Origin of the sequence: Bacillus sp. FSL M7-0003 (genome assembly GCF_038628485.1) — a bacterium.
Lineage (GTDB): Bacteria > Bacillota > Bacilli > Bacillales > Bacillaceae > Bacillus > Bacillus safensis.
Genome location: NZ_CP152024.1, coordinates 20,218 through 32,753, shown reverse-complemented (window position 1 = coordinate 32,753; position 12,536 = coordinate 20,218). Strand labels below are relative to the sequence as shown.

The 12,536-nt window shown below is 40.6% G+C and carries 14 protein-coding genes, 1 tRNA gene, 1 other RNA gene and 1 other annotated feature; of the genes, 4 read left to right on the top strand and 12 right to left on the bottom strand.

What is annotated here, in order from left to right; translation table 11 throughout:
- Window positions 1-136: 136 nt before the first annotated feature.
- The 7 genes from MHI23_RS00160 to tadA form a co-directional block, all read right to left on the bottom strand.
- A complete protein-coding gene (locus MHI23_RS00160; RefSeq protein WP_024425765.1) occupies window positions 137-400 on the bottom strand; it encodes a pro-sigmaK processing inhibitor BofA family protein in 264 nt (87 codons plus the stop codon).
- 66 nt (window positions 401-466) lie between these two features.
- The gene (locus MHI23_RS00155) at window positions 467-691 is read right to left on the bottom strand and encodes a YaaL family protein (RefSeq protein ID WP_024425764.1); all 225 of its coding nucleotides are present in this window, start codon (window positions 689-691) and stop codon (window positions 467-469) included.
- An 18-nt stretch (window positions 692-709) separates the two neighbouring features.
- Window positions 710-1,306, bottom strand: coding sequence for a recombination protein RecR (gene recR, locus MHI23_RS00150; RefSeq protein WP_003218094.1), 597 nt, complete (start codon window positions 1,304-1,306; stop codon window positions 710-712).
- Window positions 1,307-1,321: 15 nt separating this feature from the next.
- On the bottom strand, window positions 1,322-1,645 hold the full coding sequence (locus MHI23_RS00145; protein ID WP_008342011.1) for a YbaB/EbfC family nucleoid-associated protein: 324 nt from the start codon (window positions 1,643-1,645) through the stop codon (window positions 1,322-1,324).
- A 26-nt stretch (window positions 1,646-1,671) separates the two neighbouring features.
- Complete coding sequence (gene dnaX / locus MHI23_RS00140; protein ID WP_342492188.1) at window positions 1,672-3,384, bottom strand: DNA polymerase III subunit gamma/tau; 1,713 nt, start codon at window positions 3,382-3,384, stop codon at window positions 1,672-1,674.
- A gap of 330 nt (window positions 3,385-3,714) precedes the next feature.
- Window positions 3,715-3,979, bottom strand: an RNA gene (ffs, locus tag MHI23_RS00135) — signal recognition particle sRNA large type.
- A 76-nt stretch (window positions 3,980-4,055) separates the two neighbouring features.
- Complete coding sequence (tadA, locus tag MHI23_RS00130) at window positions 4,056-4,532, bottom strand: tRNA adenosine(34) deaminase TadA (protein ID WP_024426741.1); 477 nt, start codon at window positions 4,530-4,532, stop codon at window positions 4,056-4,058.
- A gap of 79 nt (window positions 4,533-4,611) precedes the next feature.
- Between tadA and MHI23_RS00125 the strand changes: the two genes are divergently transcribed.
- From MHI23_RS00125 to MHI23_RS00110, 4 genes are all read left to right on the top strand, one after another.
- A complete protein-coding gene (locus MHI23_RS00125; RefSeq protein WP_024426742.1) occupies window positions 4,612-5,166 on the top strand; it encodes an isochorismatase family cysteine hydrolase in 555 nt (184 codons plus the stop codon).
- Window positions 5,167-5,211: 45 nt separating this feature from the next.
- Entirely contained in the window at window positions 5,212-6,513 is a 1,302-nt protein-coding gene (locus tag MHI23_RS00120) for a glycoside hydrolase family 18 protein (RefSeq protein WP_025092701.1), read from the top strand.
- An 85-nt stretch (window positions 6,514-6,598) separates the two neighbouring features.
- Window positions 6,599-7,222: a deoxynucleoside kinase gene (locus MHI23_RS00115; RefSeq protein WP_342492187.1), complete on the top strand. Its 624-nt coding sequence runs from the start codon at window positions 6,599-6,601 to the stop codon at window positions 7,220-7,222.
- The gene (locus tag MHI23_RS00110; protein WP_003218104.1) at window positions 7,219-7,878 is read left to right on the top strand and encodes a deoxynucleoside kinase; all 660 of its coding nucleotides are present in this window, start codon (window positions 7,219-7,221) and stop codon (window positions 7,876-7,878) included. The genes MHI23_RS00115 and MHI23_RS00110 overlap by 4 nt, the downstream gene beginning before the upstream one ends.
- A gap of 90 nt (window positions 7,879-7,968) precedes the next feature.
- On the opposite strand, the gene MHI23_RS00105 is transcribed toward MHI23_RS00110, so the two are convergent.
- The 5 genes from MHI23_RS00105 to pdxS all read right to left on the bottom strand — a co-directional run bounded on the left by MHI23_RS00105 (window position 7,969) and on the right by pdxS (window position 12,408).
- A tRNA-Ser gene (locus tag MHI23_RS00105) sits at window positions 7,969-8,061 on the bottom strand.
- Between the two features lie 325 nt (window positions 8,062-8,386).
- Window positions 8,387-9,217: a methyl-accepting chemotaxis protein gene (locus MHI23_RS00100; protein ID WP_326136798.1), complete on the bottom strand. Its 831-nt coding sequence runs from the start codon at window positions 9,215-9,217 to the stop codon at window positions 8,387-8,389.
- Window positions 9,218-9,318: 101 nt separating this feature from the next.
- Complete coding sequence (gene serS / locus MHI23_RS00095) at window positions 9,319-10,593, bottom strand: serine--tRNA ligase (protein ID WP_342492186.1); 1,275 nt, start codon at window positions 10,591-10,593, stop codon at window positions 9,319-9,321.
- Between the two features lie 49 nt (window positions 10,594-10,642).
- Window positions 10,643-10,859, bottom strand: a binding site (T-box leader).
- 53 nt (window positions 10,860-10,912) lie between these two features.
- Window positions 10,913-11,503, bottom strand: coding sequence for a pyridoxal 5'-phosphate synthase glutaminase subunit PdxT (gene pdxT / locus MHI23_RS00090; protein WP_025092700.1), 591 nt, complete (start codon window positions 11,501-11,503; stop codon window positions 10,913-10,915).
- Window positions 11,504-11,523: 20 nt separating this feature from the next.
- Window positions 11,524-12,408, bottom strand: a complete 885-nt coding sequence (gene pdxS / locus MHI23_RS00085; protein WP_024425756.1) for a pyridoxal 5'-phosphate synthase lyase subunit PdxS — start codon at window positions 12,406-12,408, stop codon at window positions 11,524-11,526.
- Window positions 12,409-12,536: the final 128 nt, after the last annotated feature.

Sequence of the window (12,536 nt, the reverse complement as noted above, 5' to 3'; positions counted from 1 at the left end):
AGCGACTAGAACATCTTATCACATCCAAGTTGTTAGTGTCAACAACTTTTTTATTGTTATGTTTTTTCGTTTCTTCGTCATCAGCGACGTATATTAATTTACCACCCTATCGAATCAAAGTCAATAATATTTTTCATTAAATAATAAACTTTTCAATAACGATTAAAGCTGCTACGCCCGGAATACCCAATAAACCACTAATTCCACTCGTTACAGGGTTAATAGAGACATGTAATCCTAGACTCTCGCCAAATAGGTTGAGGCAAAATAAAAAAAGAGCACCTGCTATAAACTTCACTCCGATAAGCCCTAACCATTTGAATGGATTCGCCTGCACACCTGACATAAACAACAATAGCACAGCTAGCAAAATTGACCCGATCACAATAACAGGTTCCATAATCCTCTCATCTCCTCTTCATATGAATAGTACAAGCATATGAGAGGACTATGTATAATAGACCTGCTATTTCCAGTTGTTTAAACGTAAATTCCTCTTTTTCGCTTCTCTCAGATAGAAAAAGTACTTCGCTTGAGCAAGCTTTAATTCGAATAGAATGTCCGGTGAAGGCTCAACGCTATTTGCGACAAGCTTTTTTTGTCTGTTCCATTCTTCCTTTTGCTTAAAAAGCTGTTGAATTAATTTCTCATCGAATTCTTTTCGAATTGATTTTCTGCGAAGAAAACCCATGTACCGTACTTCTCCTTCCTACATCTCACGTCTGCCTTCTAGAGCCTTAGACAGTGTAACTTCATCCGCATACTCTAAATCCCCGCCTACTGGAAGTCCGTGAGCAATGCGAGAGAGTTTAATTCCTGATGGTTTTAACAATCTGGAGATATACATGGCTGTTGCTTCTCCTTCAATGTTTGGATTGGTTGCAAGGATCACCTCTGTCACTTGATCGTCTTGCAATCTTTTTAATAGGTCAGGAATTTTAATATCCTCTGGGCCAATTCCGTCCATTGGCGAAATGGCACCATGAAGCACATGATATAAGCCGTTGTATTCTTTCATTTTTTCCATTGCGATTACATCTTTTGGATCCTGCACTACACAGATAACAGATTGATCTCTTCTTGTATCTTCACAAATATAGCAAGGATCTTGGTCTGTGATATGACCGCATACCGAACAATAAGTTAAATTACGCTTTGCATTTACAAGCGCCTTAGCAAAATCTAGTACGACATCTTCCTGCATACTAAGAACAAAAAAAGCCAGACGGACCGCAGTTTTCGGTCCGATTCCTGGCAATTTCATAAAGCTGTCAATCAGCTTTGATATTGGTTCAGGATATTGCATCTTCAGTTATTCCTCCTAGAATAAACCTGGCATGTTCATTCCTTTTGTGAATTGACCCATCGTTTCATTCGTTAGCTCATCGACTTTTTTCAATGCATCGTTTGTCGCAGCAAGTACAAGATCTTGAAGCATATCGATATCTTCTGGATCAACAACTTCTTCATTAATTGCTACATCAACGACTTCTTTTTGTCCATTTACTTTGACAGTGACCATACCGCCACCAGCTGTACCTTCAAGAACTTTTTCTGCTAGCTCTTCTTGAGCCTTCGCCATATCCTTTTGCATTTTTTGCATTTGTTTCATCATTTTTTGCATATTTCCCATTCCACCGCGCATATGAACACCACTCTCTTTCATTTTTATTAATCTTTAATTTCAATTAAATCAGTTCCTACTAATTTTTTTGCTTCCGCAATCAATGGATCCTCTTCAGTAGAAGTTCCCTGACCATCTGCTTGTTCATCCGGCTGATGATCTCTTAAAAATTCTTCTCTTATTTTACCCCATTGAGCGTCAGGAACGCCAACTAATTCCACTCTTTTTCCTAACATAGACTCTAGCAGTTGTTCAAGATTGGTCCGAACACCGCTTTTATCTTCAGCAACCATTTTACAATGTATTTCAAATTTGAATTTTAAAACAAAGGCATGCGAAGCAGCCGCAACTGGCTCACTGTCCGTTAATAACGCAGCGTGAGACACCTTATTCTGCTGTTTCAACTGGGCAAGAAGCTCTCCCCATTTGCCTTTAATTTTTTCTAACTCAGTCCGTTTCGCTTCTTTTAGAATCTCATGAATTCGGCCGACAGGAGCACGATAGCCATTTTTGTTACTCGTTTGTGGTCGAGGCGCTTCCTTTTTTTCTTGAGGGCTATGAGATGGAGACATTGGTACACCTTCGGCTCTTAGCCTCGATAGTTCCTGTTCCAGCCTGTTTATTTTATCTGTTAGCGCCGTTAAATCAGCGTCAGCATGGCCTTGTGTCAATCCTGCTGTTGACTGACACAGCTTTACAACAGCTACCTCAAAGAAAATCCTTGGATGATTTGTCCATTTCATTTCTTGGTGGCTTTTATTCAGGACTTCAATGGTTTCATACAGAAACTGAGGTGTCACACGATCTGACAGCGCCACGAAACTTTCGTCGACCTTTACCTTTTCAAGGACCCCCTCGAGATTTGGTGCCGTTTTATAAAGCAGCATATCTCTAAAGTAAAAAATCATATCCTCTATTAATTTAGCAGCATCTTTCCCCTGCTGGAGCAATTCATTTAATGTATCTAACGCTGTGGCAATATTTTGATCAAAAATTGCTTCAGCAAGCTGACTAATGAAATGCTGAGATACAGCACCTGTAATGAGCAGCGCATCATCAATTGTCAATTGTTCACCACTAAATGAGATCGCTTGATCCAAGAGACTTAGTGCATCACGCATACCGCCATCAGCTGCACTAGCAATAATCTCGAGCGAACCCTCCTGTACGTCAAGGCCTTCTGCATCTACAATTTTCTCCATTCTTCCAACAATATCTTTACTCGTGATTCGTTTAAAATCAAATCGCTGACAACGAGATATGATGGTAAGAGGAATCTTATGGGGCTCTGTGGTAGCCAAAATAAAGATACAATGAGCAGGCGGTTCTTCCAGCGTTTTAAGGAGAGCATTAAATGCACCGATAGAGAGCATATGTACTTCATCTATAATATAAACCTTATATGTAACCGCCGAAGGAGCAAATTTCACTTTATCACGTATATCCCGGATTTCATCTACCCCGTTATTCGAGGCAGCATCTATTTCAATCACGTCTGAAATTGAACCGTTTGTAATCCCTTTACAGGCATCACATTCATTACACGGCTCGCTAACAGGTGACTTTTCACAGTTCACTGCCTTAGCAAAGATTTTGGCAGCACTTGTTTTACCTGTTCCTCTAGGACCTGAAAATAAGTAAGCATGAGAAAACTTTTTCTGCAAAAGGGCATTTTGCAACGTTTTTGTGATGTGTTCTTGTCCAACAACATCCTCAAAAACTTGAGGTCTGAACACTCGATATAAAGCTTGATAACTCACAAATACGCCCTCCTCCATTTATCATCCTTTTCATTATACATGATGCACCGATCAATTCAAAAGCACACCTTTATTTTCTAATATGCCAAAAAGATGATTTCAACTAGAGATTTTCTACTTTCTATGTATTAAAAACGTATTTTCTAGCTTTGTAAAAAGACCTGAAACTCCAAACAGAACAGCAGTTCTTTTTGCGGTTAGTGAAAAAAACAAATGGCTCCAAAAAGACTTTTTATCTATTTGTATAACCAAAGCAGTTAAGCTATTCTTTGAACAGCAACAAAAAACTCACCTAGTTAAACTAGATGAGTTACATTTAATATTGATTTACCGTGCACCTTCTGTCGATTCGCTACCCCAAGCGTTACTTAAACAGTTAGCTCGGCCCAGGCAACCCTGCGGCACATGAGAGGTTTCACTTAATGCTGCTTCCTTCCGGACCTGACATGGTTCATGAATTCCCATTGCGCAGGACCCAGACGTCAACACCACTTATTTAAGGCAGACCTTGAAGTAAACGAACCTCGAGAAGGGATTCGGCCTCGCTAGAGCGGATTGCGAGTACAGGGCACCGCTACCTCCCCGCTTAGCACGGCAAAATGAATATTAAATTGTTAGTGACGCAGACATAAGTATACCTTCTTATAGCTCAAATTGCAAACGACATCCATTCATTTACTTTTGGCTTGTTTCTTTCGCTGACGGAGATTTCGGAAGAACTGACTTAACAGCTCACCACACTGATTTTCAAGTACACCACCGATGACCTCAGACTGATGATTGAACCGTTCATCATCCAGTAAATTCATTAAAGTACCTGCGCATCCACCTTTTGGATCGTATGCACCAAAAACGACCTTTTTCACTCTAGAGAGAACAATAGCACCCGCACACATTGGGCATGGCTCAAGCGTAACGTAAAGCACAGCATCTTCTAAACGCCAGCTCCCTGTCGCTTTACATGCTTCATCAATAGCAAGTAATTCTGCATGTGCAATCGAACGCTGCTCACTTTCCCTTAAATTATGAGCCCGGCTCACGATTTGATCATCAACAACAATGATCGCACCAATCGGCACTTCCCCTATTTGTTCTGCTTTTAAGGCTTCAGAAATGGCTTCTTGCATAAACTTTTCATCTTTCGTCATGGCACGGCTCTCTTTTCATGTTTTTTAAAAGGAAATTGAGGTTAACATATTATCACAATCTTTTAAAGGGGGTCTTATTTTGTCAAAGCAAAAAAAGGCGCTGCTTATTATCGACATGATTAATGATTTTGATTTTGAAATGGGACATGTGCTTGCAGAAAAAACAGAGCAAATGACCAATAAAATTTTAGCTCTTAAACAACATGCTTTCAAGGAAAATTGGCCAATCATTTATATCAACGATCACTACGGACTTTGGAAGGCTGATATCCAAGCTGTTATGGAAACATGCAAAAACGAAAGAAGCGCTCCTATTTTAGAGAAAATGACACCATCTAAAGATAATTACTTCTTAATTAAACCTAAGCATTCTGCCTTCTACGGTACTGCACTAGAGACACTCTTAAATGAATTAGGTGTTGAGGACATTATTCTAACCGGGATTGCCGGAAACATTTGCGTTTTGTTCACTGCAAATGACGCATACATGCGAGAATACAATCTAATTGTACCTAAAGATTGTATCGCTTCAAACGACGACAGAGATAACGACTACGCTTTAACGATGATGGAGAACGTTCTTCTAGCCAAAATCACTACCGCTAAGGAAATCACGAATGAAAATCAAACATGATTTAGCTATAACCCTCATAAATTGTTAGCAATAACAAAGGGGGCGTTGACTATTCAAATTTATGTTGTCAAAAGAGGAGATACTTTAAACGACATTGCTATGCGTTTTAAAACGACAGTCAATGAAATCATCCGTACTAACGAAATCGAAACACCAAATCAACTCGTCATTGGACAAACAATTGTCATTCCAATTAGAGGTCAATTTTATGAGGTCAAACAAAATGACACACTATATCAAATTGGTAGACGGTTTCAAATCTCAGTGGAAGAATTGGCACGCGTGAACAGAATTCGGCCTGAAGCGATACTGCCTATTCGTTTCTTGCTCTATATTCCACAAAGACCGAAAAGGAACATTAATTCCAATGCTTATATTGAACCACGGGGAAATCAAGTCAGTGAAAACTTAAAGCAGGCAGCTAGAGAGGCCTCCCCATACTTAACCCATTTAGACGTCTTTAGTTTTCAAGCACAAAGAGATGGGACACTGCGAGAACCACCGTTAGACCAACTACCCCAGATTGCCGCTCAGAACAGAACTGTATTAACCATGGTGGTGACAAATCTAGAGAATGAAAAATTCAGTGATGAACTTGGGCGTATTCTTTTAACTAACCAATCTGTCAAAACGGCATTTTTAAATGAAATTGTTCGTGTTGCCAAAAAGTATCAATTCAAGGAAATCCATTTTGATTTTGAATATTTACGCCCTGCTGATAAAGACGCTTATATTCAATTTTTAAGAGAAGCAACAGCCCGTTTCCATCAAGAAGGATGGACAATATCTGTTGCACTTGCACCAAAAACAAGTAGTCAGCAAAAGGGCAAATGGTATGAAGCCCATGACTATGAAGCGATCGGTAAGATCGTCGATCACGTTGTATTGATGACCTATGAATGGGGGTACAGCGGCGGCCCTCCACAAGCTGTCTCTCCAATTGGACCTGTCCGCCAAGTCATTGAATATGCACTAACTGTCATACCTGCCAATAAAATTGTAATGGGGCAGAATTTATACGGCTATGATTGGACACTTCCTTTCGTCCAGGGCGGTCCCATAGCCAAAGCCGTCAGTCCTCAACAAGCAATTGCACTTGCTAGAGAGCACAATGTCTCTATCTTATACGACGAAACAGCACAAGCACCCCATTTTCGTTATACAGATGCCAACAACAAAGAGCATGAGGTCTGGTTCGAAGACGCTAGATCAATTCAAGCAAAGTTCAACCTCATCAAAGAGCTAAATTTGAACGGCATTGCTTATTGGAAATTAGGTCTATCTTTCCCACAAAATTGGCTCTTATTATCAGATCAATTTAATATTGAAAAAAGAACGACATCGTAATCCATTCACTCTATCTATTAGAAGGGGTATGGTACAATATACATTGGTTTGACAACTTTAACTTTATAGATAGAGGAGAACGCCTATGTATCCTGCCCCTTTTATTGCAGTGGAAGGCCCGATTGGAGCCGGAAAAACAACTTTGGCTACAATGCTTGCGAAGGAATTTCGATTTCCTTTAGTAAAAGAGATTGTAGAAGAAAATCCATTCTTAGATAAATTTTATGAAGATATGGAACAATGGAGCTTTCAGCTTGAGATGTTCTTTTTATGCAATCGGTTCAAACAGTTAGAATCAATTGAAGAAAACTATGTGAATAAACAGCAGCCAGTTGTCACTGATTATCACGTCTATAAAAATATGATATTTGCAGATAGAACATTATCAAAAAAGCACATGGATAAATACAGAAAGATCTATCACCTGCTAACAGACGATCTTCCTAAACCAAATGCCATGATCTATATAAAAGCCAGCCTTCCCACCTTACTTGAAAGAATACAGATGAGAGGACGCTCTTTTGAAGAAGACATCGACCCAGCTTATTTAAAAACACTCATTGAAGATTACGAGCTGGCTATTGAACATTTAAAACAGACTGAGCCAGGGCTTCCTATCATTACAATTGAAGGAGATCATACAGACTTCGTTTCCTCACAGCAAGATTACCAGCAAATTGTACAGAACATAAAGGAGCAAGTGCTATGAACAATATCGAAATACCAAAGGACGCAGTCATCACAATTGCCGGGACTGTTGGTGTCGGCAAATCAACTATGACCAAAACAATAGCGGACAAGCTAGGGTTTCAAACCTCTCTTGAAAAAGTAGATGATAACCCATATTTAGAGCCTTTTTATTCAGATTTCCAAAGATGGAGCTTCCACTTACAGGTCTATTTCCTAGCTGAGCGTTTTAAGGAGCAAAAGCGGATTTTTGAATCTGGCGGAGGATATGTACAAGATCGTTCCATTTATGAGGATACTGGCATTTTTGCAAAAATGCATGCGGACAAAGGTACGATGTCTGAGGTTGATTATGAAACGTATACAAGCCTATTTGAGGCGATGGTGATGACACCTTACTTCCCTCACCCTGATGTCCTCATCTATCTACACGGGGATTTAGATCATATTTTACATCGTATTGAGGAACGCGGCAGAGAGATGGAAACTCAAACTGACCGGGCTTATTGGGAAGAAATGTACACTCGATACACGGAATGGATCGAACAATTTGATTTATGCCCAGTGATTAAAATTAATATTGAAGATTACGACTTACTTCATGATGAAAGCTCACTTGATCCCATTCTTCATGAAATAGCTTCTGTTATTCAAAAAAATCGCTCTAAAACAAAATAAAAAAAACCGCTGCATTCGCGAAATGCAGCGGTTTGACAATTTCCAATTTTTATGCTTGCGTTCAATTCAACTAAGGTAAAAAAATCAATATGGCGGAGGAAGAGGGATTCGAACCCCCGCGGGCTTTGACACCCCTGTCGGTTTTCAAGACCGATCCCTTCAGCCGGACTTGGGTATTCCTCCGTATCGACAAGAATTAATATACCATATCATTTTATTTGAAGTCAACATCTTTTCGAAAAAAATTTCAATATGTGATTTCGGCATGATATTTGCCTATAAAAAAGCAGCCATTGATGGCTGCTCCAGATTGTTGACAAAGGGCTAAAATGATTTTGATTTTAGCCCTTTGTCTTCTTTTCAGCGTGATAGAAAACCTTTGCAGTCTACGAAGGGCGAGCACCGGAGCGGAGCGAATTTGACATTCGTGAGCACCGAAGCGCAGACCTGACAACGAATGCGAGGGTTTGTCTACACGCTGAAGCAGCCATTGACGGCTGCTCTTGATCTATTTCGTATCCTGTCTAATTTCTTCAATAAACTGATTCATCTCTACTTTAAACTCATTTAATGACTCGATAATCTTCGTAAAGTCTGTCACTTGTTTGGCTTGTTCATTTGTTGAACTGCTGATTTGTGAGATGTTTTCAGACAAAGTGCCAATGCTGTCTTGGATTTCTTTTAAAAATGTATTAATGGTTTCAGCCGCTTCCTTCGAGCCATCTGATAATTTGCGAACTTCATCAGCAACGACAGCAAACCCTTTTCCGTTCTCGCCTGCTCTTGCGGCTTCAATTGCAGCGTTTAAACCGAGCAGATTTGTTTGTCTAGCGATCCCGCCAATGGTTTTGACGACTTCTTCAATATTCGCAGATTTCTCTTCCGCTCTGCCTGCCTGTTCGCTTATTTCTAAACTTGTGGCAGCCAGTTCTTGAGAATGTGCAGCAATTTGCTCAATTCCACCTTGGAGTTCTTTCGCTACTTTATTGATTTGCTCCATATAACCGCTTAATTTCTTTTCACGATGATGTGAAAATGCCACTAAAAAAGAGCCAATTACTTTTCTCTCTTCATCAAAAATCGGGTAACCTTTTACAGCAATTTCATAGCCATATAAATGCTCTGGTAAATGACCGTCATATTCTTGTCCTCTTAATGTCGTCGCCACATTTTGGTCTTCTGGGTTCAATGGGTCTCCAACTTTCATACCAAAATCTATTGTGTTAGACGGGTAATAACAAAGTATCTTCTCTGTATCTGTGATGCCGAAAAGAATACTTTCATCTAGTACCTTTCTAAGTAAATGAGCCATTTCAACATAATAGTCAAGCCTATTCAAGGTTATTCCTTCTTTCCTAGAAGCTTTTAATTTTTTTATCGGCTAAATTTAGGAAAACTGTAGGACTTTTGGTAAAAAGAAAAAGATGCCTTGACGGCATCTTATTTCATCACTTCTTTATTTCCCATATAAGGACGCAGTACTTCAGGAATGATCACTGTGCCGTCCTCTTGTTGATAGTTTTCTAAAATAGCCGCTACGGTTCTTCCTACCGCTAATCCAGATCCATTTAATGTGTGGACATGTTCTGGCTTCGCTTTAGGTTCTGGACGGAAACGAATGTTTGCACGTCTTGCCTGGAATGCTTCGAAGTTACTGCAAGAAGAAATTTCACGGTACGTATTCTGGCTCGGAATCCACACTTCGATATCGTATTTCTTCGCAGCTGTGAATCCTAAATCTCCCGTACACATGCTCATGACACGGTATGGCAGGTTCAATAGCTGAAGAACTTTTTCTGCTTGATTTGTTAGTTTCTCTAATTCTTCATAAGAATCTTCTGGTCTGACAAATTTCACAAGCTCTACCTTGTTAAATTGATGCTGACGGATGAGTCCACGTGTATCTCTTCCAGCAGATCCAGCTTCTGATCTAAAGCAAGCACTGAATGCTGCATAGTTGATTGGCAGCTGTTCACCTTCGAGAATTTCGTCGCGATGCATGTTCGTAATTGGCACTTCAGCTGTTGGAATGAGGAAGTAATCTTCTTCACGTATTTTAAAGGCATCCTCTTCGAATTTTGGAAGCTGACCAGTTCCTGTCATGCTTGCTCTGTTGACCATATAAGGTGGAAGCACTTCAGTAAAACCAAACTCATCCACATGTAAATCGAGCATAAAGTTATACAATGCGCGCTCTAAGCGGGCGCCAAGCCCTTTATAAAAAACGAAACGGCTTCCTGTCACTTTTCCTGCACGTTCAAAATCAAGGATTTTTAGTTCATCAGCTACGTCCCAATGTGGTTTTGGCTCAAATGAGAAGGCTGGCTGTTCGCCCCATTTTCTCACTTCCACGTTGTCGTCTTCTGTTTCACCAACTGGTACAGAGTCATGAGGGATATTTGGAATTGAGAACAGGATGTGCTGCAGGCTTTCTTCTACTGTTCTTAGCTCTTCATCCAGCTTCTTGATCTCATCTCCTACCTCACGCATTTCTTGAATAATGTGATCGGCGTCTTTCTTTTCTCTTTTTAGAACGGCCACTTGCTGTGATACTTCATTTCTTCGGCTCTTTAATTCTTCTGTTTTCCCGATTAATTCTCTTCTTTTTTGATCTAGCTCACCAAACTTATCAAAATCCGCTAAATCTTCGCCTCGGTGTGCTAATTTTTCTTTGATTTGATCAAAGTCCGTGCGCAGTTGTTTAATATCAAGCATGTGTAACACTCCTTTTTTTATCGAAAAATAAAAAGAGCCCTCATCCCATGAAAGGGACGAGAGCTCTCGCGTTGCCACCCTGATTGAAAACATGCAGAAGCACGCTTTCCTCTTTCCTCTGTAACGGTATCACCGTAAATGCTTACTTCTCGTGTTTCAGCATTTCGCTCAAGGATGGATTCAGAATGCATCTTTCACCGATTCTCACCAACCATCGGCTCTCTGAGAAAGAGGGGCTTCTTACTATTTCCCGTCAACGCTTTTTCGATCTTTGATTGTGATTTTAATGTACTATAAGTTTTACCTCTTTTCAACCGTTTTATACAGCAAGCTTCGTTTTGTAGGACTTCACCATGTCTACAAACAGCTGTGTTAACCGGTGATCGTCTGTCAGCTCTGGATGAAAAGAGCAGCCTAAGATATTGTTTTCTTTCGCCATCACAATCCTGCCATCATATTCAGCCATGATTTCTACGTCATTATCTGCGCTGATGATATGAGGCGCACGGATGAATACCCCTGTAAACGGCGCATCCAGTCCTTTTACTTTTAAATCTGCTTCAAAACTGTCTACCTGTCTGCCAAAAGAGTTCCGTGCAACAGATACATTTAACAGGCCAAGATGAGCATCTTCTCGATCTTCGATATGCTTAGCCAGCATAATCAAACCGGCACATGTCCCGAAAATCGGTTTCCCTTTAGCAGCGAACGCTTTGATTGGTTCAATGAATTGATACGTATCCATAAGTCTCCTCATCGTCGTACTTTCTCCACCAGGGATAATCAAACCGTCAACGGATTCTAGCTCTTCTACACGTTTGATGATCTTTCCTTCTGCGCCGCAGGCTTCAATCGATTGAATATGCTCTCTCACCGCTCCTTGAAGCCCAAGTACACCAATTGTCAGCATGTTCGTTTGCGCTCCCTTAATTACCAGCCACGCTCTTGCATACGTTCTTCTGGCAGTAGATTTGAAATTTCAATTCCTTTCATAGCTGTTCCAAGCTCTTTTGAAAGGTCTGCAATGAGACGGTAATCAGTGTAATGAGTCGTTGCTTCAACAATTGCTTTTGCAAATTTAGCTGGATTGTCTGATTTGAAAATACCAGATCCGACAAATACACCGTCTGCTCCAAGCTGCATCATTAACGCAGCATCTGCTGGTGTCGCAACGCCTCCTGCAGCAAAGTTCACAACTGGCAGCTTGCCATCTCTTTTGATTTGCAGCAATAATTCATAAGGCGCGCCAAGATTCTTGGCTTCTGTCATCAATTCATCTTCACTCATAGCCGATACTTTACGAATCTGAGCATTGACCTTTCTCATATGACGCACAGCTTCTACGATGTTGCCTGTCCCAGGTTCTCCTTTTGTACGAAGCATAGAAGCGCCTTCTGCGATACGGCGGGTTGCCTCACCTAAATCGCGGCATCCACAGACAAAAGGTACTGTGTATTCATTTTTATTTAAATGGAATTCCTCATCTGCGGGCGTCAGCACTTCACTCTCATCGATATAATCAACACCAAGTGCTTCAAGAACACGAGCCTCGACGATGTGGCCGATACGTGCTTTTGCCATGACTGGAATCGTTACTGCATTTTGTACTTCCTCTACGATTCTTGGGTCTGCCATACGGGCAACACCGCCTGCTGCACGGATATCAGCTGGTACTCGTTCTAGTGCCATGACTGCCACCGCACCTGCTTCTTCTGCAATTTTTGCCTGCTCCGCATTGACAACATCCATAATGACGCCGCCCTTTTGCATTTCTGCCATTCCACGTTTCACTCGTTCAGTTCCCTTATTGCTCACAATAGTTTCCTCCCATTTGTCTATTCGATTCATTCAACATCTTTATCATACAAGCGAGGAAGTATAACAATAAAGAGAATAGTATAACAATTCAACCAGCGGATAAAAAAGAATAAACCCTTGTATAT

Excerpts from the sequence above, each read along its gene's own strand:
- recR (WP_003218094.1), bottom strand. The coding sequence starts at position 1,306 with ATGCAATATCCTGAACCAATATCAAAGCTGATTGACAGCTTTATGAAA.
- MHI23_RS00160 (WP_024425765.1), bottom strand. The coding sequence starts at position 400 with ATGGAACCTGTTATTGTGATCGGGTCAATTTTGCTAGCTGTGCTATTG.
- MHI23_RS00145 (WP_008342011.1), bottom strand. The coding sequence starts at position 1,645 with ATGCGCGGTGGAATGGGAAATATGCAAAAAATGATGAAACAAATGCAA.
- MHI23_RS00155 (WP_024425764.1), bottom strand. The coding sequence starts at position 691 with ATGGGTTTTCTTCGCAGAAAATCAATTCGAAAAGAATTCGATGAGAAA.
- pdxT (WP_025092700.1), bottom strand. The coding sequence starts at position 11,503 with ATGCTGACAATTGGTGTACTTGGGCTTCAAGGAGCGGTGAGAGAGCAT.
- MHI23_RS00115 (WP_342492187.1), top strand. The coding sequence starts at position 6,599 with ATGTATCCTGCCCCTTTTATTGCAGTGGAAGGCCCGATTGGAGCCGGA.
- serS (WP_342492186.1), bottom strand. The coding sequence starts at position 10,593 with ATGCTTGATATTAAACAACTGCGCACGGACTTTGATCAAATCAAAGAA.
- tadA (WP_024426741.1), bottom strand. The coding sequence starts at position 4,532 with ATGACGAAAGATGAAAAGTTTATGCAAGAAGCCATTTCTGAAGCCTTA.
- MHI23_RS00110 (WP_003218104.1), top strand. The coding sequence starts at position 7,219 with ATGAACAATATCGAAATACCAAAGGACGCAGTCATCACAATTGCCGGG.